The organism is Paraburkholderia sp. BR14320, assembly GCF_040948665.1.
In the GTDB taxonomy this organism is placed as follows: domain Bacteria; phylum Pseudomonadota; class Gammaproteobacteria; order Burkholderiales; family Burkholderiaceae; genus Paraburkholderia; species Paraburkholderia youngii.
In genome coordinates this window covers 1-25,283 of record NZ_JBFPKG010000026.1, presented here as the reverse complement: position 1 = coordinate 25,283, position 25,283 = coordinate 1, and the positions used below count along the sequence as shown (strand labels likewise).

Genomic DNA, 25,283 nt, shown 5'->3' with positions numbered 1-25,283 from the left:
CAACCGTCTCTGCTTCCCGTTGCTAAGGCTGCGTTTCGCTTTGCGCCCCGGAGCCCGCTTCGGTTTGCGGCGAGCCGCCCCCTGCCGGCGACTGCGCTGAACCAACCTCTCCCGCCCCGTCTCCCAACACGACTGCGCCCGCCGGCCGACCCTTGTCGAGTTCGGCCTGCTGCCACAGCATTTCCAGCGTGCGCCGCAGCCGCGCCGGTGTGACCGGCTTGTGCAGCACGGGAATCCCCTGCAACGCGAGCGCCGCCAGCTCCGCCGACGCCATATCGCCGGTGATCAGCAGCGTAACCACATTGCCGTGCCCCTCGCGCGCGAGCGCGCCGCGCATCGCGCTGAGCGCCTGCGCGCCGGTGCGGTGATTGGCGAGCTGGTAGTCGCACAGCACCGCGTCGGGCACGAAGCCGTCCGCGAGCGCGGCGAGCGCACCGGCTTCGTCGCGCGCGCCGCGCACCTCGCAGCCCCAGCGCTCGAGCAGGCTCGCGAGGCCCTCTAGTATCGACGGCTCGTCGTCGATGCACAGCACACGCCGCCCCAGCGAAGCCGGGCCGCCCGCGACCGGATCGTTCAGACTCGCGACGATGCCGCTCCCGTCGCCCGCCTGCACCGCGAAGCGGAACACCGAGCCGCGCCCGGGCGCCGAGCGCAGCTGCAACTCGCCGCCGAGCAGGCCGACGAGCCGCCTGACGGTCGGCAGGCCGAGCCCGTGCCCCTGACGCGCGTCGCGCTGCGGATTCTCGACCTGGTAAAACTCCTCGAAAATACGCCCGTGCTCCTCCGGCGCGATGCCGACGCCCGAATCGCGCACCTCGATATAGCCGCCCTTTTGTCGCCCCGCGCGCCGGAAGCCGAGCCAGATCGCGCCTTGCTCGGTATAACGCACGGCGTTCGACAGCAGATTGCTCAACACCCGTTCGAGCAGCACAGGATCGTCGTAGACGACCATCGAAGTCGGCGCTATGCGCAGCGCGAGCCCCTTCGCCGCGGCCTGCGGACGATATTGGCTGCCGACCCGCTCGAACAGCTCGGAGAGCCGGAAGTGCAATCGGATCACCTGGGTCACGCCGCTTTCGAGCCGCGCGAGATCGAGCACCTGGTTGAACAGCTGATTGAGCGCCTCGACGTTATAGACGATGTGCCCGGCCGTCTTCGCGTGCTGCGCGGGCGTCGCCGCAGGGTCGTTCAGCGACGCCGCGAGCAGGCCGATCGCATGCAGCGGCTGGCGCAGATCGTGGCTTGCGGCCGCGAAAAAGCGCGTCTTCGCGAGGCTCGCTTCTTCGGCGACGCGCTTTTGCGCGGCCAGCGATTCCGCGAGGTACTGCTGATCGACACGCGCCTGCACGACCTGGCGAAACAGCTTGCGATAGCTCATCGCGTAGACGTTGATCGCGCAGAAGAAGAACGCGAGCACGATCGCAAGAATCGTGCGATCGAACGTATGCGAACCGAAATGCAGCACGATCGATGGCAGCAGCAGAAACGGAATCGACGTCGAAAAATTGAGGAGATCGAACCCATTCGACATGAACACGCCGGCCGCGAGCGTCACCAGCAGCACGGTATGCAATAGCGGCAGATCGGTTTGCGGACTCTGGAACGCGAACCACACCGCGAAGCCCGGCCCGCTGTACAGGAGCACGCCACGCAGCGCGTGCAAATAAATCCAGTCGCGCGGCGACACCAACTGCGGATAGCGACGATTGCAGATCCACAGCGCGAGGCCCGCGCAATTGGCGAGCGCATAAAAAACGAAACACGCGATAAACAACGGCGGCGCCGGCACATGCGGCCAGTAGATGGCCACCAGCACCGCGATCGAAAACCAGTGCGAAAAGAACGCGATCGGGTCCTGCGCGTAGAGCACGCGCACGAGGTCTTCGTCGATGGCACGCTGGATCGGGTCGGCCCGCATCGGGCGGTCTCCTCTGTCGGCGTTAGCGCGATAGCGCCTGATCCGATCCCGCGCAGCTTGATCGCGGGGGCATGACAACTTCGTTGAGACGAAGCACTGGCCAGGCGGCGGTGCTCCGGAAAACCCGCGGGTCGGAACCGGGCGACCAGACGCGCCGCCCGAGCGGTTCATTCTACGGCGAATGCGCACGCTTCTGACGAATCGTCAGCATTCCGTCAGAAGGTTTACCCGGCGGTTTACCCATCGGCTAACACTTCTTCCATATAGGCGAAGGCCTTGCCGCGAACCATACTGCATTCACGTTTCAGCGCGGCATTACAGGCAACTTCCCTCGCTGCGCGGCCCACGCGCCGCGGCTCACCGCGCTCCCTGTCAACCGTGACGGAGGTTTCCATGGGCGCAGTCCCGAGCTACGAGTTCGCCCGCCAACTCGACGACGCGATCCTACCCGACCTGTGGCGCAGACGCACCCACCTCTCCGCGGACGAAATGGTGTCGATGGTCGAACTGGTCAAGCGCGCGTTGCGGACCTATCACCCGCTCGAATTGCAGGCGCTCGGCGAGGACAAGGAAGAACTGGTCGCGCAGTTCATCTACGCGAAGGTGTTGCGCCTCGCGCCCGGCCACACCGAAACGAACGCCTGCGCCGACAGCGCGCCGTCCAACAGCTACGCGGTGTGCGCGTATTTCCGCCGCTATCTGATCGACTGCCTGCGCAGCGCGTGCCATCAGCGCAACGTGTCGATGGAGACCGAGGGCGTCGCGCAGGAAATCGATCTGCACGCGCACGCGCTCGAAGACCCGGTGGAAAGCGTGCTGCTGCAATACGGCCTCGACGAACAAAGCGTGCGGCGCGCGGCGCGCGAGTTCATCGAAGGGCTCGACGAACCCGAGCGGATCGTGCTGGCCGGCAGTCTCGGCTGGTGCTCGGAAAGCAAAGGCGGGCTTTCGGCGGTCGCGGCGCAGCATCGGGTGCCCTCTTATCACTATCGCGCCGTCAAACTCGGCGTCACGATGAAAAAGACGGCCGGCGCCGCGGAATTTTCCAACACCAAGATCGGCCGCTGGCTCACCGACGCGCTCGGCATCGAGATCGACGTCGACAATCGCGCGGCGATTCTGGTTGCGCTGAATCTGCTCGCGGCGGAATCGAGCGATAGCGAATGCAATGAAGTGGCCGCGTAACAATTCGGAGAACCAACAGGCCACATAAGAAGCGAAGTAAGAGCGCATGCCCGTACGGGCGGGTACACCCGGCAACGGCCGGCGGGCATGCCGCTCTGACCGTCGCACGCTACGACTTCGGCGCGCCCCTCCATGGCGCGCTTTTTTTGCATCCGCTTTTTTTGCAGCGATATTCCGCCTACGATAAAAAAGCTGCCGCAGCACGCCGTCTTTGTTCCGAAGCCGCGCTTCCTTTCCCGCATCCGATTCCAGACGAGGTGGTCCTGATGAACCGCTTATCGAGCGCGCCGACGGCGCTGCAACGGCATTACGAGGTGGTGGTGATTGGCTCGGGCTACGGCGGCGCGATCGCCGCGAGCCGCATGGCGCGCGCGGGCCGTCGCGTGTGCGTGCTCGAGCGCGGCCGCGAATTCATGGCCGGCGAGTATCCGCGCACGCCCGTGCAGGGCGTCGAGAATATCCAGTACAACACCGCCGAGGCGCAGATCGGTTCGCCGCTCGCGCTGCTCGAAGTGCACGTGAACGAGGACGTCAACGCGGTGGTGGGCTGCGGGCTCGGCGGAACCTCGCTGATCAATGCGAACGTCGCGCTCGAGGCCGATCCGCGCCTGTGGGACGACCCGCGCTGGCCGGCCGCGCTGCGCGCCGACAAAGCCGGACGCGACGACGGCTATGCGCTCGCCCGGACAATGCTGTCGCCGTCGCCGGTGCCGGACGACTTTCCGCCGCTGCCGAAGCTGCAGGCGCTCGAAAAATCGGCGCAGGCGCTCGGCATGGCCGACCGCTTCAGCCGTCCGCCGATCACGGTCACGTTCAGGAGCGGCCCGAACGCGGCGGGCGTCGAGCAGCAGCGCTGCGTCGGTTGCGGCGATTGCAACTCCGGTTGCAACTACGACGCAAAGAACTCGACTCACATGAACTATCTGCCCGACGCGGTCGCCCACGGCGCGCAGATTTTCACCGGCACGGCCGTGCATTCGGTGCTGCGCGATCCCGACACGCAGCAATGGAATGTCAACTTCCAGCTCGTGAAGCTCGGCCGCGAAAGCTACGACGCGCCCGATCTGTTCGTGCTGGCCGATATCGTCATCGTCGCGGCGGGCACGATCGGCTCGACCGCGCTGCTGCTGCGCTCGCGCGACGCAGGCCTGAGCACGTCGGACATGCTCGGCCAGCACTTCACCGGCAACGGCGACGTGCTCGCCTTCGCGTACAACACGAATGACCCGATCAACGGCGTCGGCTGGGGCGAGCACAAGCCCGGGCAGATTCCGCCTGTCGGGCCGACCATCACCGGCCTGATCGACAATCGCGCCGCCGAGAAAAACGTCAGGGATGGCTTTGTGATCGAGGAAGGCTCGCTGGCCGGCGCGGTCGGCGAAGCGCTCGTCGGCATGCTCGGCGCGGTCGCGCCGCTCGAAGGCGTGGATGCGGCCGGCGCCCCGTCGCTGCTCGAGCGCGCGGCCTACGACGCGCGCGCGATCGAGAGCCTGATCCGCGGCCCGTACCACGGTGCGCTCAATCACACGCAAAGCTACCTCGTGATGGCGCACGACGACGAAAGCGGCCGCATCAAGATCGGTGATAAAGGCCGTGCGCGCATCGAATGGAAAAAGGCGGGTCGCCAGCCGATCTTCCAGACCGTCGAGGACGTGCTGATCGACGCGACCAGGCCCCTCGGCGGCAAATATCTGCGCAACCCGATTTCGACGAAGATCGCCGGCCGGCACACCGTGACCGTGCATCCGCTCGGCGGCTGCGGCATGGGCGAGGACGCCGCGCATGGCGTGGTCGATCATCTGGGCCGCGTGTTCAGCGGCACGGACGGCGCCGCGGTGCATGACGGCCTCTACGTGATGGACGGGGCGGTGATGCCGATGTCGCTCGGCGTCAATCCGCTTCTGACCATCTCCGCGCTCGCCGAACGCAATTGCGCGCTGCTGGCCAAAGCGCACGACTGGTCGATCGATTACGCGTCGAAGGGCACCGCCGCCGCGCCGCCCGCGCAAAAGATCGGCCTGCGCTTCACCGAGACGATGGTCGGCACCTACACGCCCAAGGTGGCGGGCGAAGCCGCCAAAAGCCCGATCGAATTCACGCTGACGGTCGAGTCCGACGATCTCGCCGACATGCTGAGCAACCCGAATCACCTCGCGCGCACCGCCGGCACGCTGAGCTGCCCCGCCCTGTCCGCGCAACCGCTGACGATCAGCGACGGCACGTTCAACCTGTTCGTCGTCGACGATTCCGACGTCGACGAGCGCAACATGAACTACCGGATGACGCTCGACGCGGCCGAAGGCAACACCTGGTATCTGACCGGCAAGAAGATCATCACGCGCACGTCGCCGATCAACCTGTGGGAGCAGACCAACACGCTGTATGCGGAGATACGCGCGTCGGATAAGGACGATGCGCCCGTCGTCGGCACCGCCACGCTCGTCATCACGCCGGAAAACTTCCTGAAGCAGCAGCGCACGCTCGAAGTCACCCACGCGCCCGACCTGAAGACGCGCCTCGAATGGACGCTGAAGTTCGGCAAATTCTTCGCGGGCGTGCTGTTCACCGAATACGGTGGCGTGGCCGCGCCGCTGCAGTTCTACGATCCCTACACGCCGCCGCGCGCCAAGCGCACGCTGCGCGCGCCGGCGCCGCAGGTCACCTACTTCGATACACCGGACCGCACGCGGCTCAAGCTCACACGCTACTTCGATCCTGCCGCGGACAAAGAGTCGAAGCCGATCCTGCTGATCCACGGCTCGGGCGTCTCGAGCCGCATCTTCTCGACCGATCTGATCTCGACCAACCTCGTCGAATATCTGTACGCGTCGGGCTACGACGTATGGCTCGTCGATCTGCGCGTCAGCATCGAACTGCCGAGCGTGCTCGTGCCGGCCAACGTCGACATGGTCGCGCGCGAGGATATTCCCGCCGCGGTCGCGAAGATTCGCGAGGTGACCGGCGCGCCGAACATCCAGGTACTCGGCCACTGCCTGGGCGGACTCGCGCTCAGCATGTCGCTGCTATATGGACTCGAAGGCGTGCGCTCGGCGGTGATCTCGCAGGTGTCCGTACATCCGGTGCCGGGCACGCTGCAACGGATCAAAGCCGGCTTGCATATTCCCGACCTGATGCAGCATCTGCGCATCCGCGACCTCACTGCCTATACGCAGGAAGACTCGTGGCCCGCGAACCTGTTCGACGAAGCGCTGCGTCTCTATCCGGTCGATCACGACGAGGGCTGCGGCAATCCGATCTGTCATCGCGCGACGTTCCTGTATGGCCTGCTCTATGAGCACGACAAGCTGAACGAGACGCTGCATGCGAACCTGCAGGAACTGTTCGGCATTCACGACATGGCCGTCTTCCAGCATCTGGCCACGATGGTGCGCGCGGGCCATGTCGTCGATGCGCGCGGCGACGACGTCTATCTGAGCGGCGCAAACGGCATGAAAGGACTCGAGGGGATGCGTCTGCCGATCGGCTTCATTCACGGCGAGAAGAACGAAACGTATCTGCCGGTCAGCACCGCGCACACTTACGACCTGCTGCGCGGGCGCTTCCCCGAGCAGCCGTACGAGCGGCATCTGATTCCGGGCTATGGGCATATCGACTGCATCTTCGGCAAGAACGCGGCGGTCGATGTTTATCCGCTGATCGTCGGCTATCTGAACGCGCACTGACGGCGCGGCGTCGACCGTGCGCCGTGCGAAGTCGATCGCCCACTCGGACAGCGCGAGCGGCGTCTATATTCAGCGCGATGTTCAAGCGGCTCGACCAATCAGGCGGCACACGCGCCGCCTGCGTCAGCATCAGAACAGCTTGCCGGGATTCAGGATGCCGTGCGGATCGAGCGCATGCTTGATCGCGACCATCGCGGCGAGCTCGGCTGGCGAGCGTGAAATCGGCAGGAACTCGCGCTTGAGCGAACCGATGCCATGCTCGGCCGACACCGACCCGCGCAACGGCCCCAGCATCTCGTAGACGAACGCATAGACCGCGTGATGATCGACGCCGGGGATCGAATGGCCATCGACGGTCAGATGCAGATTCGAGTCGCCGATATGCCCGAAGAAATACGCTTGGTTGCCGGGCCAGCGCTGATCGAGCGCCGCGCGGCAACCGTCGACGAACGTGCCGATCTCGCCGATCGGCAGACTCACGTCGAAGTTGATCGGATCGAGCTTGAGCGGAAACTCCGCGGTGCACTCGCGGATCGCCCATAGCGCGCGCGCATCGGCAACCGATTGCGCGATCACCGCGTCGCGCAGCGCGCCCGCCTGTAGCGCGTCGGTCAGCGCTTGCGCAAAACGTTCGCCAGCGTCGTCGGCATCGAAACCCGCGTGCTCGATCAATGCATAGAGCGGATGTGCGGCGTCGAACGGCGAGCGCGCGCCGGTCAGCTTCACGCCGAAATCATAGAAGTCCGGCCACATGATCTCGAACGCGCCGATGTCGTTGCCGAAGCGCGTCGCGAGACGGCGCAGCAGGCTCACCGCGGCATCGTAGTCGTTCAACGCGACGAGCGCCGTATGACGCGCCGCGCGTCGCGGATGCAGCCGCAACACCGCGCGGGTGATCACGCCGAGGGTGCCCTCCGAACCGATGAACCAGTGCTTCAGGTCATAGCCGGTGTTGTTCTTGACCATCTTGCCGAGCGAACTGAGGACGTCGCCATTCGCGAGCACCACTTCGAGACCGAGCACCTGATCGCGCGCGGTGCCGGACTGGATCACGCGATTGCCGCCCGCGTTGGTCGCCAGATTGCCGCCGATCTGGCATGAGCCGCGCGCGCCGAGATCGAGCGCGAGTTCGAAGCCCGCTTGCTCGGCGGCTTCCTGTGCGGCCTGCAACGTGGTGCCGGCACGCACGGTCAAGGTAGCCGACGCCGCGTCGAGTTCTTCGACGCCGCTCAAACGTTCCAGCGACAACGCGATATCGTTGGCGCGCGCGATCGCGCCGCCCGCGAGTCCGGTCATGCCGCCTTGTGGCACCACCGGCTGATGCGCGGCGTGGCAGATCGCGAGTGCGCGCGACACCTCGTCGGTCGTGCGCGGCAGCAGCAACGCCGCCGGACGCGTCGGCTGGTGGCGCGTCCAGTCGGTCATCGCGTGTTCGCCGATCTGTTCGCCGACGCGCACCGCGTCGGCGCCGAGCGCGGCGCGCAACGCTTCGAGTGTCGACGCGAGCGGCGCGGTCGCGCTTGCGATCGGGGTCTTCTTCTCTTCGGTGATGCTCTGCTCTGTCATGCAGGATTTCCTTACTGTGCCGTAGCGGCGAGTTTCTTGCGATAGCCCATCGAATCGTTGATGCGGCCGAGGATATAGTCGCCCGCGGCGACCGGCTGATATTTGCTTTGTGCGTCGCTCGCGCCGAGCTCACGGGGATCGACGAGCGCGCCATAGGTCGGATCGTAGAACGTCGCGATCGAATAGCGCTCGCGCCCCGATGCATTGATCACGCGATGCAGCGTCGAGCGAAAGCGATCGTTGGTCCAGCGTGCGAGCAGATCGCCGACGTTCACGACGAAGCTGCCTTCGACGGGCGGCGCCTCGACCCACGTATCGTTGGCGATTTCGCGCACCTGCAGGCCGCCGACCTGATCCTGCCACAGCAAGGTGATGCAGCCGTAGTCGGTATGCGGCGCGACGCCGAACTGATCTTCATCCGATTGCGGCGGCTGTGGCGGGTAGTAGACCATTTGCGTGCGCTGCATGCGCTTCGTGTAGCGCGGCACGAAGAAATTTTCTTCGATGCCGAGACTCACCGCGACCGCGCGCAGCAGATCGGCGCCGCACGCGCCGACCGCCTCGTAATAGTCATACAGCACCGGCCGCAACCCGGGCATGAAATCCGGCCAGTTGTTCGGCCCGCGTAATGCCTGCCCCGCCAGCACGTCGGGATCGTCTTCCGGCAGTTCGAGGCCGATGCTGAAGAACTCCTTGTAGTCGGGGCGCTTGGCCTGGTACATCGTCGCGTCGCCGAGCGCATTGAAACCGCGATGCCGATGATTGACCGCCGCGCGTCGTTTCGTGTCGACCGGAAACTCGAAGAAGGTGCGCGCGGCTTGCGCGGCGGCATCGATCGTCGCTTGCGGCACACCGTGATTGACGATGTAGAAAAAACCGATCGTCGTACACGCTTCATGAATTTCCTTCGCGACGCGTCGCAGCGCCTGCTGATCGCCCGCGCGCACGCCGGCGACATCGATAATCGGAATGCGGGTCGCGGGCATCGCGCTGCTCCTTCGAGGGATCGGTATTGCAGTGGTATATACCGCCAAAAGCAGTGCTGCAAGTTGCTTCGCGCACCTCAATATCAGGGCTTTTCTCTACTCGCGCGAGCATTTATTTTTCGCCGGAAACGCAGTATATACTGCCCAGCAGGGCCCGCACCTGGCGTCGGCGCGGCGGGTCCACAACGAAGACTTCGACACGCCGGCCACCCAACACCAATTCGCCCCCGGAGAACCCCATGCGTATCCTTGCAGGCTGGAAATGTGGTCTGGTCGTGCTGGCGCTGTGCGCGGCAAGCGTCGCAGCGCACGCCGAAGACCAGCTCGCCAAAGTGAAGAAAGCCGGCGAACTGGTGGTTGGCACCGAAATGCAGTTCGCGCCGTTCGACTTCCTCGAGAACGGTCAGCAGGCCGGCTTCAACAAAGACCTGTTCGCGGAGATCGGCAAGGAAATCGGCGTCAAGGTGCGCTTCATCGATCTGCCGTGGCCGAGCGTGCTGCCCGGTCTCGAAGCGGGCAAGTTCGATATGGTCGGCGGCCCGTTGACGGTCACGAAGGCGCGCATGGAACGCTACACGTACACGCTGCCCGTCGCCGATGCGACCGACGCGCTGCTCAAGCGCGCGAACGATGCGTCGATCAAGCAATCGGCGGATAGCGCGGGTAAAACGATCGGCGCGGGCAAGGGCTCCGCGCAGCTCGATCAGCTGAAGAGCTACGCGGCCACGCTGCCGAAGCCGCCGGAAATCCGCGAGTACGTCGACAACAATCAGGCTTACGCGGACCTCGCGGCAGGCCGCATCGCCGCGGTCGCGAACTCGATGACCAACATCGCGTATGTCGCCAAGCAGCGCCCCGAGATGTTCGCGGTCGTGCAGCCGCCGTTCGGCGCGAAGGTGTACTTCGCATATGCATTGCGTAAGGACGCCGACAGCAAGCCGCTCGCCGACGCGTTCAATGCCGCGCTCGTGAAGATGCAGAAGGATGGCCGCCTCGCCGCGTTGCAGAAGAAGTGGTTCGGTGTCGCGATGGAGATGCCTTCCACGATGCCCACGCCGAACTACTGAGCGTCCTTAGCGTCGGCGCCACGCATCGCCCTTCCCGTTCCACCGGCCGCGATCCATGTTCAACACGACCGTCTTCGTTCAGGGCCTGCCGCTGCTGCTGCACGCGGCGCTCGCCACCGTCGGCATTTCGCTGACGGGGCTCGTGATCGGCTTCTTCGTCGGTATCGGCGTATGCACCGCGCGACTGTCGCAGCATCGCGCCGCGCGGCTCGCGGGCGGCGCCTATGTGTTCTTCTTTCGCGGCGTGCCGATGCTCGTGCAGTTGCTGCTCGTGTACTACCTTTTGCCGTTCGCCGGCATCAACGTGTCGCCGATCGTCGCTGCGATCAGCGCGGTGTCGTTGTGCTCGGCCTCGTATATTGCCGAGATTCTGCGCGGCGGCTTTCTGAGCATTCCGCCCGGACATCTCGAAGCCGCGCGCATGCTAGGGCTCTCCCGGCTCGATACGCTACGGCGCATTCTGGTGCCGCAAGCATTCCGTTTGACGCTGCCGTCGCTCGTCAACGAAATGGTGCTGCTGATCAAGGCTTCTTCGCTGATCTCGGTGGTCGGTGTCGCCGAGTTGACGCGCACCGCGCAGAACATCGCCGCGAGCACTTACCGGCCGCTCGAAGCGTATGTCGCGGCCGGGCTCATCTACTTCGTGATCTGCGGTTCACTCGCGCTCGTCGCGCATGCGGCCGAGCACCGTTTGCAGCACACCTGAATCGACTCACGTTTAAGCCAACCTCGCCATGCAAACGTTCGATCCGACCGTCATCACGCACAACCTGCAGCCGATCGCCGCGGGCCTCGCGACGACGCTCGGCAGCTGGGCCGCGGGCGTCGCGATCGGTCTCGTGATCGGCTTCCTGATCGCGGTGCTGCAACTGTTCTGCGGACGCTGGCTGCGCGCCGCGCTGCGCGTCTATATCGAACTGTTGCGCGGCACGCCGTTTCTGGTGCAGCTGTTTCTGCTGTACTACGGCGGCCCGTCGATCGGCCTCACGCTCGAACCGATGACGGCCGGCATCGTCGGGCTGGGTCTTTACGGCAGTGCGTATTTCGCCGAGGCGTTCCGTTCCGGCTTCCAGTCGGTGCCCAAAGGCCATCTCGAAGCGGCGTCGTGTCTCGGCCTCACGCGCTGGCAGGCGATCGTACGCATCCAGGCGCCGCAAATGCTGGTGCTGATCGTGCCCGCGCTGACCAATCTGATCATCGTGCTGAGCAAGGAAACGGCCGTGCTGTCGATCGTCACCGTCCCCGAACTGACGTTCGTGCTGACCGGCATCGGTTCGGCCACTTTCGCTTTCGTCGAAACGCTGCTGGTGCTGTGCGTGTGCTATCTCGCGCTGGTCGAGCTGACCTCGCGCGCGGGCATGTGGGCCGAAGCCCGCCTCGCACGCTTCATGGCATGATTCCGGGACCCCTATGAACGCCATCGCCGACATGCACTCCCCCGCGCAATCTTCCGCGCAATCTTCCGCGCCGTCCGCCAGCGCAACGGCGAACGCATCGAATGCCGCGCCGCTGATCGAAGTGCGCGATCTGCGCAAACGCTTCGGCGATGTCGAGGTGCTGCGCGGCATCGATCTCGAGATCGCGCGCTCGGAAGTGGTCTGCATCATCGGGCCGTCGGGCTCGGGCAAGAGCACGCTGCTGCGCTGCCTCGCCGCGCTCGAAACCTACGATCACGGCGACGTGCGCATCGAAGGCGAACTGCTCGGCTATACCGAGCGCAACGGTAAACGCGTGCGCGCGTCGCATGGCGAGATCAACCGCGTGCGCCGCAACGTCGGCATGGTGTTCCAGCAGTTCAACCTGTGGCCGCACATGAGCGCGCTCGGCAACGTGATGGAAGCGCTGCTGCGCGTGCGGCACCTGTCGAACGACGAAGCGCGCCGCCGCGCGAACGCGGTGCTCGAGACGGTCGGCCTCGCGCACAAGGGCGATGCGTATCCGGCGAAGCTGTCGGGCGGTCAGCAGCAGCGCGTCGCGATTGCGCGCGCGCTCGCGATGGAGCCGCACATCATGCTGTTCGACGAACCGACTTCGGCGCTCGATCCGGAGCTGGTCGGCGAAGTGCTGCAGGTGATGAAGCAGCTCGCGCGCGACGGCATGACGATGGCGGTGGTCACGCACGAAATGGGCTTCGCCGCACAGGTCGCCGACAAGGTCATGTTCATCGACGAGGGCCGCATTGCCGTGCAGGGCAAGCCGCGCGACGTGTTTCACGGTGCCGCGCAGCCGCGTCTGCGGCAGTTTCTGCAAAACTATTTCGACCGCAATGCGTTCTGGACGCGCGGCCCCGACGACAGCCAGCCGCTATGAGCACCACCGCTCGCAACAAACCTCACGGCAAATTCTCCGCCAGCGCGGCCCGCGCCGCGGCCAGAACCGCGCGCGGCAGTGAGGAGGCGCCCGCTGCGCGCTACGAGCAGGTCAAGCAGCACATCCGCCAGATCATCGTCTCGGGCGAACGCCAGGCGGGCGATCGTCTGCCTTCTGAACTCGATCTCGTCGGGACGCTCGGCGTATCGCGGATGACGGTCAACCGCGCGTTGCGCGAGCTCGCCGACGCGGGGCTCGTCACGCGCGTATCGGGCGTCGGTACTTTCGTCGCGCCGAACAAGCCGCAATCCACGCTATTGATGATCGCCCATATCGGCGACGAGATCCGCTCGCGCGGCCACGCATATCGTTGCGACATGGTGCTATTGCAGCGCGAGACCGCGTCGGTCACGGTGTCGAACGCATTGGGACTGGCGCCGGGCGCTTCGGTGTTTCATGTGATCTGCGTGCATCGCGAGAACGGCCTGCCGGTGCAGCTCGAAGATCGCTATGTGAATCCGGCCGTCGCACCGGATTTTCTGCAGCACGATTTTTCGGCGCTGAAGCCGTCCGAGTATCTGCTGACGGCCGTGCCGATGCACGATCTCGAACACGTGGTGGACGCCGCGCTGCCGACGCCCGCGGAAGCCGAGCTGCTCGAAATTCACGCGGAGGAACCGTGCCTGACGCTGACGCGCCGCACGTGGACGAGCGGCGTCGCGGTGACGTTCGCGCGTTTCGTGCACCCGGGTTCGCGCTACCGGCTCGGCTGCCGCTTTTCGCCGAATACGTCGCAGCGCCAGGGATAAAGCGCGCTTCGGAAACCGCGCTACACGGTCCCCGCCAGATGAAACCGCGACGCCGGATGCCATAGCCGCACCGACGTCGCGACGTTTTCGCCGACCCACGTGCGCCGCCACAGCAGCAGACACGGCTCGCCGATATCCATCATCAGATGACGCCGCACATAGGCGTCTGGCTTCTGCGCATAGATGCGGAACTCGGCGCGCTGCACCGGCGCGAGCCGCACCATGTAGTGATTCGGCGTTTCGACCGAGAAGTCCTGCTGCAGATACTCGGGGAACACCTTCGGATTGACGTAACGGTCCTCGTACTGGATCGGCTCGCCCTCCTCGCTGTGCACGATGCACGAATGAAACGCGGGACCGCTCGCGAGACCGAGCGCTTCGAGCGCATCGGCGTCGTCGCTCGGTTCGAGCGTGAGCACGCGCGCCGAATGACGATGACCGCGTGCGGCGATTTCATCGGCGATATTGCGGATCTCCAGCACCGTCGATTCGTACCGCTGCGGCGCGACGAAGGTGCCCGAGCCTTGCACGCGCGTGAGCACGCGCTCGGCGGTCAACTCGCGCAGCGCGCGCGACACCGTCATGCGCGCGACGCCGAACTCCTTGACCAGCTCCGTTTCGGAAGGAATCAGTCCGCCCGGCTTCCATGCGCCCTCGCTGATGCGCTTGAGCACGTAGCGTTTGATCTGCTCGTAGGCGGGCATCGCCTTGACCGGCGTGTCGCGGTTGCGATCGGCGGCGTCCTGGTTCTGCTCGGTCTGTGCGGCGGGCGCGATGCGCGCCTGTGTAGTTGTTTTCACTCCAAACCTCGTCGGTGGTTCGCCGGTGTTACATCAGGTACACCGTGGCCGGTTCTCCGGCGGCCGGGAGCCATCTTACCCGCTTCGACGGCGGCGAGACCACCCGGACGCGCTACCAGATGAACGGCACTAAACGGTAACGCACGCGTTGCAGGTACGCCGTATAGCCGTCGAGCTGCTCGGTGAGCAGCCGCTCCTCGCGCACCGCGCGCCAGCCCATGCCGTACGCCATCACGGGCAGCGCCACGAGCCCCCACCAGGAGCCGAGCATCAGCGGCGTGCCGATGAAGAACACCAGCGCGGCCGCGTACATCGGATGACGGACGTACGCGTAGGGTCCGGTATCGGCGACCTTGTGCCCGCGGCTCGCCTGAACCTTGACCACCGGCGCGGCGTAGCTGTTCGCGCGAAACACGAAGCGGCACATGAAGATGCACAGGAACACGCATAGCGCGCCGAAGCCCATCAGCCACAAAGGCAGCGGCGCGGACCAGCGAAACCGCATCGCGTCGAAGCCCATCAGGATCAGCCAGCCGCACCACGCGGCTCCGATCGCGACCATGAACACGCGATCCCAGCGGCTCTGCTGCGCCTGCACGAGCGGCGCGAGCCGCTCCGCGAGCAGCGCGGGATCATGGCGCGCGAGCCACGAGCCGAGCCACAGGCTCAACACCGCGAGCTCCAGCAGATACCACCACGCGGCCGGCCACGCGAGCGTGCCGGCCGCGCCGAACAGCAGCACGCCCATGAACGCCAGCCAGGCCAGCGATTGCAGGATCATACGTGCGACCATCGCGGCTCCTTCATCGGCTCGGCTTATGCGGCCGCATCACGCGTGCGCACGCGCTCGAACACGGCGGCGATATCGATGTCCTCCAGGTTCAAGCCGAAGCGCTCGCGCAGGCAGTCGGCGAGTTCGGCGGCACTCGCGAGGCGCCGTTCGCTAACGATCTGCCCTTGCGCGTCACGCTCGTTCAACTGATCGTTGAATAGCGCGAGGCGCAGTTCGGGTAGCACGCGGCACGCCAGCAGGTTATTCACGAACTTCGAATCGGGCGACGTCGACGTGTACCAGTTCGAGAGTTCATAGTCGACCCACTCGACCGCGCGCAGATCGACGTGATAGACGCGCGACCAGGTCTCGTCAGGCGCCAGCACCTCGAGATACACGGTGTCGTGCCCCGCGTCGGCGAGACGGAACGTGCCGAGCGGAATTGGTTGCGCAAGGCCGGCGGTCAGGCGCAGCGGCGCGGTCAACGTCACGCCGCCGAAGCCGACGTCGGCGATCCATTCGTCGCCGTCGATCTCGACACGCAGCACCATGTGCGTGCGCGGCGAGATCGTGCCGGGCTCGCGGCCCCATACGACGCGCGCAAGCATCGGCGTGACCTTGAATCCGAGTTGCATCAGCACGTTCGCGAGCAGAATGTTCTGCTCGAAGCAGTAGCCACCGCGCTTTTGGGTCACGAGCTTGCGTTCGATCGCTTCGAGCTCGAGCCTGACCGGCTGGCGTGTCAGCGGGTTCAGGTTCTCGAACGGAATCGCGGCGGGATGGAGCCGGTGAATCGACCGCAGCACGTCGAGCGTGGCGGCGCGCGGGCCCTGATAGCCGATGCGGGCGAAGTAGTTTTCCAGATTGACGGCGTGGGACATCGGCGGAATTCCAGTTGAGTTGCGGGTTCGACGCGATCATAGCGGCTTTCGGCGCTGAATCGACCGCGCTGGGCGAAGCGAAACGCGCCTACATTCCCTTCAACGCCGACGTCGCGATCGACGGCACCGTAATGCCGTGGCTCGACGCGAACTGCACGGCCGAGCTCAGCGTCGACATCAGCGACTGCAACTGCTCCGGCGCCGACTGCGCGATATACGAAGCGCTTTGCGCGGTCTGCGGATTGAGGCCCGATTGCAGCAGCGACGACGGACTCATCTGACCCAGGCTGCCAAGCCCCGACTGCAAGCTCGCATACTGGCTCACTCCCTTGCCGAGCGACGACAGCCCCTGGGTGAACGCTTCCTTGTTGACCGGCGTCGCCGAGGCTCCGCCACTTGCATGATTTGCAAACGCATCGGTGAGCTTCTGCGACAGCGACTGCTGCGTGCTGCCGACCTGCGTCAACTGGCTGACCGACGGCGTGCCGCCGGTGAGGAGCCCCGCCGCCTGCTGCGCCTGGCCGGCCGCACTCGTCATGCCCATCGCCGACGCGAGGCTCGATTGCCCGCTCAGCACCTGCTGGTTCGCGCCCACATAGCTCTGCAGCAGCTGCGACACACCGCCCGACGCCGCCCCGGCACCCGCCGAGCTGTGACCGCCCCCGCCGATACCGAACTGCTTCAGATTCAACTGCGCGTGCGCGGCGCCGCCCAGCAACAGACCGCCACTCGCCAGCAACGAAACCAGAAGAATGCGCTTGCTCATTTCGACTCCTTACATTGACTTTCAGGGTTACTTCGAGCGCTTCGACAACTTGCCCTTTGTCGCGTTCGGTCTGGCTACGTCAATTCGGTTTCGTTACGTTTTCGTTAACACCGAATGACGCGCCAGCGATATTGATGCGAATCGTTCTCATTTGTTTGACTCTCGCAAGTCGCCTGCGTACGATCAGGCCATTACCTGCTTCGGCATCGGACGAAACAACACCAATAAGGATTTCGATGAAGTTCGCCCAACTCAAGGGACTGCGCGCCGGCGCGCGTCCGGTTTGCGACCCTTCAGCACGTACCGCTGCAATTCATCGTACGCTTTTGCCTTCTATGCGGCGCGTTGCACTGTGTACGGTCTTCGCGTCTGCCTCGTTGACCGGCCACGCGGCGCTGGCCGAAGCCAATCCCGATGCGAACCCGGAAGCGCCCGAAGCCGACGTGAACACTGAGGCGACGCAGACCAAAGAGTCGACCGGCTTCTGGGATCGTCAGCAAATGCTCGGCGACATGGGCGGCCTGCGTCCGTGGCTTGGCAAGTACGGCATGACCTTCACTCTGACCGAGACCAGCGAAGTGCTGGCCAATCTGCGCGGCGGTCTCGCGCGCGGCGCCGACTACGATGGCCTCACCACCGCCACGTTGCAGATGGATACGCAAAAGGCGTTCGGCCTGCAAGGCGGCCTCTTCAACGTCAGCGCGCTGCAGATTCACGGCGCCAACCTGAGCGCGAACAAGCTCGGCACGTTGAATACCGCGAGCGGCATCGAGGCCGACAACGCGACGCGTCTGTGGGAGCTCTGGTATCAGCAGTCGTTCCTGAACAAACGCGTCGACGTGAAGATCGGTCAGCAGAGTCTCGACCAGGAATTCATCACCAGCGCGTATGCGGCGCTGTTCCTCAACACGATGTTCGGCTGGCCCGCGCTGCCCTCATACGATCTGCCGTCGGGCGGTCCCGCCTATCCGCTCGCGGGTCTCGGCGTGCGCGTGCGCGGCCAGATCACCCCATCGTTGACCGCGCTGGCCGGTGTGTATTCGGGGGACCCGCTCGGCAACAACCCGAACAACATGAGCGGCACGAACTTCAACCTGCATAACGGCGCGTTGTGGATCGGCGAGCTGCAGTACGCGATCAACCAGCCGTCCGAAGGCGAAAGGGGCGGCACCGGCGGCGGCGGTCTACCTGGCACCTACAAGCTCGGCGTCTGGTACAACACCAACAAATTCGCCGATCAGCGTTTCGACAATATGGGACTGTCGCTCGCGAATCCTGCGTCGACCGGCATCGCCGCGAATCACAGCGGCAACTACAGCTTCTATGCGGTCGCGGACCAGATGGTGTGGCGCCCCGACCCCGACGAACCACGCAGCCTCGGCGTGTTCGCGCGCGTGATGGGCGCGCCGGGCGATCGCAATCTCGTGCAGGTCGCGGCCAACCTCGGCGTCGTGCTGAAGGCGCCGTTCAAGGGCCGTGACAACGACAGCGCCGGCCTCGCGCTGACCTACATCAAGGTCGGCGGTCACGTGAACGGACTCGACAGGGACTTCCTCGCATTCAACGGCAGCCCGTACGGCGTGCGCACCAGCGAAACCACGCTCGAGGCGACCTACCAATACCAGATCAATCCGTGGTGGCAGGTGCAGGCCGACGCGCAATACACGTTCAACGCCGGCGCGGGCCAGAACCCGAACGACCCGACGCAGCCGCTGCGCAATACGTTCGTCGTCGGCGTGCGGACCAATATCAACTTTTGATGCCGCCCGCCGCGCGCTGAGCGGATCGTCGTCCTTGGTGATGAAGTTGCCGACCGCGTCGCGCTCGGCTACCGCAACGACAGATCCTGCACCATCTGCTGCGCCAGATAATCGCAGGTCGGCCGATCCGATTTCGCGCTGCGCGCGACCACGATTTCGAGCGGCGCGATTTTCGGCAGGCCTTGCGCGTCGCCGAGAATCGCGAGCCGCGGCGGCACGCTGCAACGCGTGAGCGCGATCACCGACAAACCGGCATCCACGGTCGCGACGAGTCCCATCAGGCTCGCGCTGCTGAATGCCGCGCGGTAGCGGATGCGCGCGCCATCCAGTGCGGCGAGCGTATGCTGGCGCGCGACGCAGCCGGGCTCGTACAACCCCACCGGCAACGGCGACGCCTTCAACACCGGCGTATCGACCGACGCTCCCACCCACACCATCGGCTCGCTGCGCACGAATTCGCCGCGCAGCTTGCGGTCGCGCGTGACGAATGCGAGGTCGATCTTGTTGTCGGCGAGCATTGGCGCAAGCGCCGTGCTTTGCGCGCAGACGATCTCTATCTCGACACGCGGGTACAGCGTCGCAAATCGCCGCAACACCGGAGACAGCAGCGACGACACGTAGTCGTCCGGCGCGCCGAGCACCACCCGCCCGGTCACCTCGGGCCGCACGATCGCCGACCACGCCTCCTCCTGCAACGCGAGCGCGCGCCGCGCGTATTCGAGCAGCGTATTGCCGGGCCGCGTCAGCGACAGATTGCGCGTGTTGCGCGCGAACAGCGTCGTGCCGAGCATCGTTTCGAGCCGCTTGATCTGCATGCTCACCGCCGCCTGCGAGCGATGCACGCTGGCCGCCGCCTTCGTGAAGCTGCCCGCCTCCACGACCGCGACGAAGCTGCGCAACAGATCGACGTCGAATTCAGGGTTCACGATTTATCAACTGAGCTTATGGAATTGCTCAATTTAATTCGTTTGTGATAAGCCCGCAAGCGGCGCAATACTCGCAGGCATGATCTAACGGAGCCGTTGCGCATGTCCCTCACCTCACGTCAACAAGGCGCGATCACGCTGGCGAGCGGCGGGCTGCTGATGGGCACGATCGGCGTTTTCGTCGAGGAGGCGCGGCTCGATGCGCTGACGCTCGTGTTCTTCCGCTGTCTGTTCGGCTTTCTGTCGCTGGCCGCCTATTGCGCGTGGAAGGGCTTTTTCACGCGCGCGCAGTTCACACGCCGCACGGTCGTGCTCGCGCTGATTTCCGGCGTACTAATGGTCACGCAATGGGTCGGCTTTTTTGACGCGATTCATCGCACCAGCATCGCGGTTGCCACCGTCGTGTTTCATGTGCAGCCGTTCTGGGTCGTGCTGATCGGCGCGGCGCTCTTTAACGAACGGCTCGGCGCGGATCGGCTCGGCTGGATCGCGACCGCGTTCGTCGGGCTCGTGCTCGCGTCGGGGGTCATCGCGGCCGGCAATCTGCAGGGCCACACCAGCTATCTGATCGGTTTGGGCGAAGCGCTGTTCGGCTCGCTGCTATATGCCAGCGTCACGCTGATCGCGAAAAGCCTCGGCGAAATGCGCCCGCACCTGCTGACGCTCATGCAATGCGCGGTCGGCGTGATCTGCCTGCCGCTGATCGCGCCGCTCATCGCGCCTTTGACGCTCACGCATATCGGGCCGATGCAGTGGTTCTGGCTGATCGGCATGGGCGTGCTGCACACGGGATTGTCGTACGTGCTGATTTACGGCGCGCTGCCGAAGCTCAGCACGCCGGTGATCGCGGTGCTGCTGTTCGTTTATCCGCTGACCGCGATCGTCGTGGATGCGCTCGTGTATGGCCGTGCGCTGTCGCTGTCGCAACTGGCCGGCATGGCGCTGATCGTCGCCGCGAGTCTCGGCGTCAATCTCGGCTGGCCGTTGCTGACGCTGCTGCATCCGGCCGGGCGGGCGCGCAGTCACGCGAAGTAACGCGCGCCGCCCGCCTGGTTCTCACTGCGGCAGCGTCTCGCCCTTCGTCTCCGGCGCGAACGGAATCACGAACAGGCCGAGCACGAACGCCAGTGCGGTCAACGCAATCGGTACGCCGAGGGTCTGCATGTGCAGCACCGCCGCGCCGAGCAGAAAGTTGACGCCCGCGCCGACGAAGCGCCCGAACGACGTGCAGAACGCAAACGCGGTTGCGCGTACGCGGGTTTCGAACTGCTCGGGCAGCCACAGGCTGAACAACGCGAAGTTGCCGCCGAAAAAGCCCAGCACGAACAGCCACGCGATGAACGGCGCGAGCCCGTTCGGCAGATAGAACGCCCAGCCGAAGCTCGCCGCGATCGACACGGCCATCCCCGCGAAGTACACCGCCAACGTCATCTTGCGGCCGATTCGCTCGGCCATCGGCGGCAGCGCGAGACAGCCGAGGATCGTGCCGATCGACAGCAGGCCGGTAGCCAGCGACGCCGTGCGCATCGAATCGCCCTTCGACATGCCCGCGCGCGTCGCGAGCTGGATCACCGCGGACGGCTCGTACACGGCGCCTGCCCACAAGCCAATGATGGCGATCGTCAGCAGAATGCACGCGACCCATGTGCGACGCCGGTAAGCCGGCCCCATGATCTCGCGCAGCGGCTTCACGCGCACCGTCTTTGCGTCGGCCTTCTGCCACTTCTCCGGCTCCTTCACGCGCAGCAGAATCAAAATCGCGACGACGACCGGCACCGCGCCGGTCAGGAACATCGCGCGCCAGCCGAAGTGCACGCCGATCGTGTAATTGAGTGCGGCCGCGAGAAAGAAGCCCGCGTAGTAGCCGGTCTGCAGATAACCGGCGCCCATCTTGCGACGATCTTCGGGCCAGGCCTCGGCGACGTAGGTGCCCGCGAGCGCCCATTCCCCGCCGATCCCGACGCCCGCGATGAAGCGAAAAATCCCCAGCTCCCACACGTTGCTCGCGGTAGCGGACAGTCCGGTGAAAATCGCGAACGTGAAGATCGTCGCGGCGAGCACCTTGGTCCGGCCGAAGCGATCGGCAAGCGGTCCCCAGATGAACGACAGCCCCCAACCGACCAGAAACAGCGCAAACAGGATCGATCCCGCGAGGCCGACATTCGACGGCGTCGCCGCAAAGCCCGAACGCGGCAGCAGCTCGGTCAGCGCGGGCGTGAGCACCAGCGCGTAAATGAACGAGTCCATGCCGTCGAGCGTCCAGCCGGCCCACGCGCCCCAAAACCCTGCGATCTGTGAACGATTGAGTGGTGTGCGCTGACGCGCGACCGCTCGTCGGTCGGTCAATGTATTCATCTTGCTCCTCCAGCCTACGATGGTTGAACGTAACGAAAAACGACGGGCGCGCTTCGGGTTGGATCGACGACGTTGATTGATCGGCGATGTCCTCGTACAACTAATTCAGAGGACGACGCGGGGAAATTGCCGGATTGTGGTTGCGGCCCCGTCCGGGTTTGCCCGCGCTGAAATACGCGTCTTTTCATATATAATATTTGATACTATGACCGACGCAACTGAAGGTTTTCCCCTGGACGCGCCCGTGACCGGCTCGTTTCTTCCGGCCGCGGCACCTCGCGAAAGCACTTCGCACATGATTGCGGAGGCGCTGCGCGCGGCGATCGTCGACGGCACCCTCGCGCCCGGCGCACCATTGCGCCAGGACGCGATCGCCCGGCATTTCTCCGTCAGCGCGATTCCCGTGCGCGAGGCGCTGCGCCAGCTCGAAAGCGAGGGCTGGGCGCGCGCGGCGGTCCACAAAGGCGCGACCGTCGCGCCGCTGTCCGCCAACGAAGCGCGCGAAATTTACGAGATCCGCTCGGCGCTCGAAAGCCTCGCGCTCGGCCTCGCGATTCCGAATCACACCGCCGCGACGCTGCGCGAAGCCGCGCAGTTGTGCAGCGCCGCCGAGCGCGAGGAGGACCCGTCGCTGTACGTGACGCGCAATGCCGCGTTCCATATGTGTCTCTACGCGCCCGCCGGCCGGCCGCAGCTGGAGGACATGATCGGCTTGCTGCACCGGCGCGGCGAACGCTATCTGCGGCTGAAGTTCGGCTTGCCGTCGTACAAGGGCGAGTCCGACAGTGAGCACGCCGCTCTGCTCGAAGCCGTCGAGCGCCGCGATATCGCGACCGCGCAGTCGCTGGTGGTCGCGCATCTGCTCGGCACCGGCGAGCTTCTGCATCGTTTCCTGACCGAGCGCGCGCGCGAAGAAGCGCTCGCGCATCAACCGAAGCCGCGCGGCCGACGCCCGCGCGTCCACACCGGGAGCTGACCGCACCGATGACCGAGCCGATGAACCACCTCGCCGAAGCCGCCTCATCGCGGTCCACTGCCCGCTCATGGACGACTCGACGCGACGAAAAGAACCGCCGCCTCGCGGCCATCGCGCCGTGGCTCGAAGACGGCGTGCTGCCTACGCACCGCATCGTCGATGCGCTCGAAACGCTGATCCAGCCCGGCGAGCGCGTCGCGCTCGAAGGCGACAACCAGAAACAGGCCGACTTCCTGTCGCGCTCGCTCGCGAAGGTCGATCCGCAGAAGCTGCACGACGTGCATCTGCTGATTTCGAGCATCAGTCGTCCTGAGCACCTGACGCTGTTCGAGCGCGGCATCGCGCACAAGGTCGATTTCTCGTTCGCGGGGCCGCAGAGTCTGCGCGTCGCGCAACTGCTCGAAGACGGCCAGCTGGAAATCGGCGCGATTTATACGTATGTCGAGCTGTACGCGCGCATGTTCGTCGACCTGACGCCGCACGTTGCGCTGCTGTGCGCGGACAAGGCCGACCGTCACGGCAATCTGTACACCGGCCCGAACACCGAGGACACGCCGACCATCGCCGAAGCCGCCGCGTTCCGTCACGGCATCGTGATCGTGCAGGTCAACGAGATCGTCGACGACTTGCCGCGCGTCGACATTCCGGGTTCGTGGGTCGACGTGGTCGTGCAGGCGGACCGGCCGTTCGCGGTCGAGCCGCTGTTCACGCGTGATCCCCGTCATATCGGCGACTTGCAGGTGCTGACCGCGATGATGGTGATACGCGGCATCTACGAACCGTACGGCGTCACGTCGCTCAATCACGGCATCGGTTTCGATACCGCGGCGATCGAATTGCTGCTGCCCACCTACGGCGAATCGCTCGGCCTCAAAGGCAAGATCTGCCGCAACTGGACACTCAATCCGCACCCGACGATGATCCCCGCGATCGAATCGGGCTGGGTCGACAGCATCCATTGCTTCGGCAGCGAGGTCGGCATGGAGGCGTATATCGAGGCGCGCCCCGATGTGTTCTTCACCGGCAACGACGGCAGCCTGCGCTCGAACCGCGTGCTGTGTCAGTTGGCCGGCCAATACGGCGTCGATCTGTTCATCGGCTCGACGCTGCAGATCGACGCGGACGCGAATTCATCGACGGTCACGCGCGGACGGCTCGCCGGTTTCGGCGGGGCGCCGAACATGGGCCACGATCCGCGCGGCCGGCGTCATGCGAGCAAGGCGTGGCTGAAGCTGTTGAAGGGCGACGGCGCGATATCGCGCGGCCAGAAGCTCGTCGTGCAACTCGCGGAAACGTACAAGAAAGGCGGGGAGCCGACCTTCGTCGATGAACTCGACGCAGTCGCCGTCGGCGCGAAAAACGGCATGCCGATCGCACCGGTGATGATCTACGGCGACGACGTGAGCCATGTGGTCACCGAGGAGGGCATCGCGCATCTGCATAAGGCCGAAGGCATCGACGAGCGGCGCGCGGCGATCGCGGCGGTGGCCGGCGTCACGCCGATCGGCCTGCGCGCGAAGCCCGAGAAAACCGCCGAGTTGCGCCGGCGCGGCATCGTCGCGTATCCGGAAGATCTCGGCATCCGGCGCGGCGAAGCGAAGCGTTCGCTGCTCGCGGCGCGCAGCATCGACGATCTGGTCACGTGGTCGGGCGGACTGTACGCGCCGCCCGCGCGCTTCCGGAGCTGGTGACGATGGCGTCCGCTGCTGCTGTTCTCGAACGGTTGGACGCGCCACTTGCTCCAGTCCTGCGCAATGATGCGCGTGACACTTCACCGATCGCGCCGTTTTCCGACGCGCAACTCGCGCGCGACGCGATCACCGCGCTGATCGACGAGGCCGAACTCACGCCGAAACCCGCGCTCGTCGACCGGCGCGGCAGCGGCGCGCATCGCGACCTCGATCTCGCGATCATGCGGCGCTCCGCGCACGCGCTCGAACCTACTTTCGCCGCGCTTGCGCGCACCGCGCGCCGCCGCGGTGAACCGTCGGCGCTGCTGCGCGCCGAACTCGCGCAGATCGGCCGCGCGGGCGAACAGGACATGCTGCAGGCGACCGGCGGCAGCAATGCGCATCGCGGCGCAATCTGGATCATCGGACTGCTCGTTGCGGGCGTCGCGCTCGAAACGTCTTCGAGTGCCTCGATGCGTACACACGGAGCCGGCGCGCCGAGCCCTCTGGATACCTCGCGCGTCTGCACTTTGGCCGCGCAGATCGCCTGCTTCCCGGACCGCTTCGCCGCTTCGTCCGATAGCCACGGCGAACGCGCGCGTCGACGCTATCAGGTCGGCGGCGCGCGGCGCGAAGCGCAGGACGGCTTCCCGCACGCACTCGACGTCGGCCTGCCCGCGTTACGCGCGGCGCGCGCACGCGGCCTCGACGAAAACACCGCTCGGATCGACGACTTGCCGCGCGTCGACATTCCGGGTTCGTGGGTCGACGTGGTCGTGCAGGCGGACCGGCCGTTCGCGGTCGAGCCGCTGTTCACGCGTGATCCCCGTCATATCGGCGACTTGCAGGTGCT

Annotated in this window: 22 protein-coding genes; 12 read left to right on the top strand and 10 right to left on the bottom strand. The window is 65.5% G+C overall.

Translation table 11 applies throughout. The features are described from left to right. Positions 1-22: 22 nt before the first annotated feature. Together AB3X89_RS22940 and AB3X89_RS22935 are read right to left on the bottom strand one after the other, a co-directional pair. Positions 23-1,918, bottom strand: coding sequence for an ATP-binding protein (locus AB3X89_RS22940; RefSeq protein WP_368585305.1), 1,896 nt, complete (start codon positions 1,916-1,918; stop codon positions 23-25). A gap of 236 nt (positions 1,919-2,154) precedes the next feature. Next, positions 2,155-2,313 (bottom strand): hypothetical protein, encoded by a 159-nt coding sequence (locus AB3X89_RS22935; RefSeq protein ID WP_368585304.1) that lies wholly within the window; start codon positions 2,311-2,313, stop codon positions 2,155-2,157. On the opposite strand from AB3X89_RS22935, the gene AB3X89_RS22930 reads away from it, so the two are divergent. Further along, positions 2,312-3,103 (top strand): hypothetical protein, encoded by a 792-nt coding sequence (locus tag AB3X89_RS22930; RefSeq protein ID WP_368585303.1) that lies wholly within the window; start codon positions 2,312-2,314, stop codon positions 3,101-3,103. The genes AB3X89_RS22935 and AB3X89_RS22930 overlap by 2 nt on opposite strands. Before the next feature lie 266 nt (positions 3,104-3,369). After that, the gene (locus AB3X89_RS22925) at positions 3,370-6,786 is read left to right on the top strand and encodes an alpha/beta fold hydrolase (protein ID WP_368585302.1); all 3,417 of its coding nucleotides are present in this window, start codon (positions 3,370-3,372) and stop codon (positions 6,784-6,786) included. A 129-nt stretch (positions 6,787-6,915) separates the two neighbouring features. Here the strand turns inward: AB3X89_RS22925 and AB3X89_RS22920 are convergent, their stop codons facing one another. Together AB3X89_RS22920 and AB3X89_RS22915 are read right to left on the bottom strand one after the other, a co-directional pair. Continuing rightward, positions 6,916-8,352 (bottom strand): FAD-binding oxidoreductase, encoded by a 1,437-nt coding sequence (locus AB3X89_RS22920; protein ID WP_368585301.1) that lies wholly within the window; start codon positions 8,350-8,352, stop codon positions 6,916-6,918. 11 nt (positions 8,353-8,363) lie between these two features. After that, on the bottom strand, positions 8,364-9,338 hold the full coding sequence (locus tag AB3X89_RS22915; RefSeq protein ID WP_368585300.1) for an isopenicillin N synthase family dioxygenase: 975 nt from the start codon (positions 9,336-9,338) through the stop codon (positions 8,364-8,366). 239 nt (positions 9,339-9,577) lie between these two features. Between AB3X89_RS22915 and AB3X89_RS22910 the strand changes: the two genes are divergently transcribed. Genes AB3X89_RS22910 through hutC (AB3X89_RS22890) form a run of 5 tightly spaced genes read left to right on the top strand, consistent with a single transcriptional unit; the run spans position 9,578 to position 13,524 of the window. Continuing rightward, positions 9,578-10,405: a transporter substrate-binding domain-containing protein gene (locus AB3X89_RS22910; RefSeq protein WP_176105688.1), complete on the top strand. Its 828-nt coding sequence runs from the start codon at positions 9,578-9,580 to the stop codon at positions 10,403-10,405. A 55-nt stretch (positions 10,406-10,460) separates the two neighbouring features. Beyond that, entirely contained in the window at positions 10,461-11,111 is a 651-nt protein-coding gene (locus AB3X89_RS22905) for an amino acid ABC transporter permease (protein ID WP_368585299.1), read from the top strand. 28 nt (positions 11,112-11,139) lie between these two features. Further along, the gene (locus AB3X89_RS22900; RefSeq protein ID WP_368585298.1) at positions 11,140-11,802 is read left to right on the top strand and encodes an amino acid ABC transporter permease; all 663 of its coding nucleotides are present in this window, start codon (positions 11,140-11,142) and stop codon (positions 11,800-11,802) included. A 13-nt stretch (positions 11,803-11,815) separates the two neighbouring features. After that, positions 11,816-12,715: an amino acid ABC transporter ATP-binding protein gene (locus AB3X89_RS22895; RefSeq protein WP_368585297.1), complete on the top strand. Its 900-nt coding sequence runs from the start codon at positions 11,816-11,818 to the stop codon at positions 12,713-12,715. After that, positions 12,712-13,524, top strand: a complete 813-nt coding sequence (gene hutC, locus AB3X89_RS22890; protein WP_368585296.1) for a histidine utilization repressor — start codon at positions 12,712-12,714, stop codon at positions 13,522-13,524. The genes AB3X89_RS22895 and hutC (AB3X89_RS22890) overlap by 4 nt, the downstream gene beginning before the upstream one ends. A gap of 20 nt (positions 13,525-13,544) precedes the next feature. Here the strand turns inward: hutC (AB3X89_RS22890) and hutC (AB3X89_RS22885) are convergent, their stop codons facing one another. From hutC (AB3X89_RS22885) to AB3X89_RS22870, 4 genes are all read right to left on the bottom strand, one after another. Continuing rightward, the gene (hutC, locus tag AB3X89_RS22885; RefSeq protein ID WP_368585295.1) at positions 13,545-14,324 is read right to left on the bottom strand and encodes a histidine utilization repressor; all 780 of its coding nucleotides are present in this window, start codon (positions 14,322-14,324) and stop codon (positions 13,545-13,547) included. A gap of 112 nt (positions 14,325-14,436) precedes the next feature. Then, a complete protein-coding gene (locus tag AB3X89_RS22880) occupies positions 14,437-15,117 on the bottom strand; it encodes an isoprenylcysteine carboxylmethyltransferase family protein (RefSeq protein ID WP_368585294.1) in 681 nt (226 codons plus the stop codon). Between the two features lie 23 nt (positions 15,118-15,140). Continuing rightward, positions 15,141-15,977, bottom strand: a complete 837-nt coding sequence (locus AB3X89_RS22875; protein ID WP_368585293.1) for an arylamine N-acetyltransferase — start codon at positions 15,975-15,977, stop codon at positions 15,141-15,143. Between the two features lie 88 nt (positions 15,978-16,065). Next, complete coding sequence (locus AB3X89_RS22870) at positions 16,066-16,743, bottom strand: hypothetical protein (protein ID WP_368585292.1); 678 nt, start codon at positions 16,741-16,743, stop codon at positions 16,066-16,068. Positions 16,744-16,979: 236 nt separating this feature from the next. Here AB3X89_RS22870 and AB3X89_RS22865 point away from each other — a divergent pair, with 236 nt between their 5' ends. Beyond that, positions 16,980-18,503: a carbohydrate porin gene (locus tag AB3X89_RS22865; RefSeq protein ID WP_368585291.1), complete on the top strand. Its 1,524-nt coding sequence runs from the start codon at positions 16,980-16,982 to the stop codon at positions 18,501-18,503. 68 nt (positions 18,504-18,571) lie between these two features. On the opposite strand, the gene AB3X89_RS22860 is transcribed toward AB3X89_RS22865, so the two are convergent. Beyond that, entirely contained in the window at positions 18,572-19,429 is an 858-nt protein-coding gene (locus tag AB3X89_RS22860) for a LysR family transcriptional regulator (RefSeq protein ID WP_176368242.1), read from the bottom strand. A 102-nt stretch (positions 19,430-19,531) separates the two neighbouring features. Between AB3X89_RS22860 and AB3X89_RS22855 the strand changes: the two genes are divergently transcribed. Further along, positions 19,532-20,464, top strand: coding sequence for a DMT family transporter (locus tag AB3X89_RS22855; protein ID WP_368585290.1), 933 nt, complete (start codon positions 19,532-19,534; stop codon positions 20,462-20,464). 21 nt (positions 20,465-20,485) lie between these two features. Here AB3X89_RS22855 and AB3X89_RS22850 read toward each other — a convergent pair whose 3' ends face one another. Next, complete coding sequence (locus tag AB3X89_RS22850) at positions 20,486-21,784, bottom strand: MFS transporter (protein ID WP_368585289.1); 1,299 nt, start codon at positions 21,782-21,784, stop codon at positions 20,486-20,488. A gap of 205 nt (positions 21,785-21,989) precedes the next feature. On the opposite strand from AB3X89_RS22850, the gene AB3X89_RS22845 reads away from it, so the two are divergent. The 3 genes from AB3X89_RS22845 to AB3X89_RS22835 form a co-directional block, all read left to right on the top strand. Then, positions 21,990-22,760, top strand: coding sequence for a GntR family transcriptional regulator (locus AB3X89_RS22845; protein ID WP_368585288.1), 771 nt, complete (start codon positions 21,990-21,992; stop codon positions 22,758-22,760). Positions 22,761-22,780: 20 nt separating this feature from the next. After that, positions 22,781-24,451, top strand: coding sequence for a malonate decarboxylase subunit alpha (mdcA, locus tag AB3X89_RS22840; protein ID WP_368585371.1), 1,671 nt, complete (start codon positions 22,781-22,783; stop codon positions 24,449-24,451). Positions 24,452-24,453: 2 nt separating this feature from the next. After that, the coding region (locus AB3X89_RS22835; protein ID WP_368585287.1) for a malonate decarboxylase subunit alpha at positions 24,454-25,283 on the top strand (830 nt) is incomplete at its 3' end.

Bases quoted from the DNA above. Each gene is read 5' to 3' on its own strand.
- AB3X89_RS22940 (WP_368585305.1), bottom strand. From the start codon at position 1,918: ATGCGGGCCGACCCGATCCAGCGTGCCATCGACGAAGACCTCGTGCGC.
- AB3X89_RS22930 (WP_368585303.1), top strand. From the start codon at position 2,312: ATGGGCGCAGTCCCGAGCTACGAGTTCGCCCGCCAACTCGACGACGCG.
- AB3X89_RS22935 (WP_368585304.1), bottom strand. From the start codon at position 2,313: ATGGAAACCTCCGTCACGGTTGACAGGGAGCGCGGTGAGCCGCGGCGC.
- AB3X89_RS22925 (WP_368585302.1), top strand. From the start codon at position 3,370: ATGAACCGCTTATCGAGCGCGCCGACGGCGCTGCAACGGCATTACGAG.
- AB3X89_RS22920 (WP_368585301.1), bottom strand. From the start codon at position 8,352: ATGACAGAGCAGAGCATCACCGAAGAGAAGAAGACCCCGATCGCAAGC.
- AB3X89_RS22915 (WP_368585300.1), bottom strand. From the start codon at position 9,338: ATGCCCGCGACCCGCATTCCGATTATCGATGTCGCCGGCGTGCGCGCG.
- AB3X89_RS22910 (WP_176105688.1), top strand. From the start codon at position 9,578: ATGCGTATCCTTGCAGGCTGGAAATGTGGTCTGGTCGTGCTGGCGCTG.
- AB3X89_RS22905 (WP_368585299.1), top strand. From the start codon at position 10,461: ATGTTCAACACGACCGTCTTCGTTCAGGGCCTGCCGCTGCTGCTGCAC.
- AB3X89_RS22900 (WP_368585298.1), top strand. From the start codon at position 11,140: ATGCAAACGTTCGATCCGACCGTCATCACGCACAACCTGCAGCCGATC.
- AB3X89_RS22895 (WP_368585297.1), top strand. From the start codon at position 11,816: ATGAACGCCATCGCCGACATGCACTCCCCCGCGCAATCTTCCGCGCAA.
- hutC (WP_368585296.1), top strand. From the start codon at position 12,712: ATGAGCACCACCGCTCGCAACAAACCTCACGGCAAATTCTCCGCCAGC.
- AB3X89_RS22880 (WP_368585294.1), bottom strand. From the start codon at position 15,117: ATGGTCGCACGTATGATCCTGCAATCGCTGGCCTGGCTGGCGTTCATG.
- AB3X89_RS22875 (WP_368585293.1), bottom strand. From the start codon at position 15,977: ATGTCCCACGCCGTCAATCTGGAAAACTACTTCGCCCGCATCGGCTAT.
- AB3X89_RS22870 (WP_368585292.1), bottom strand. From the start codon at position 16,743: ATGAGCAAGCGCATTCTTCTGGTTTCGTTGCTGGCGAGTGGCGGTCTG.
- AB3X89_RS22865 (WP_368585291.1), top strand. From the start codon at position 16,980: ATGAAGTTCGCCCAACTCAAGGGACTGCGCGCCGGCGCGCGTCCGGTT.
- AB3X89_RS22855 (WP_368585290.1), top strand. From the start codon at position 19,532: ATGTCCCTCACCTCACGTCAACAAGGCGCGATCACGCTGGCGAGCGGC.
- AB3X89_RS22850 (WP_368585289.1), bottom strand. From the start codon at position 21,784: ATGAATACATTGACCGACCGACGAGCGGTCGCGCGTCAGCGCACACCA.
- AB3X89_RS22845 (WP_368585288.1), top strand. From the start codon at position 21,990: ATGACCGACGCAACTGAAGGTTTTCCCCTGGACGCGCCCGTGACCGGC.
- mdcA (WP_368585371.1), top strand. From the start codon at position 22,781: ATGAACCACCTCGCCGAAGCCGCCTCATCGCGGTCCACTGCCCGCTCA.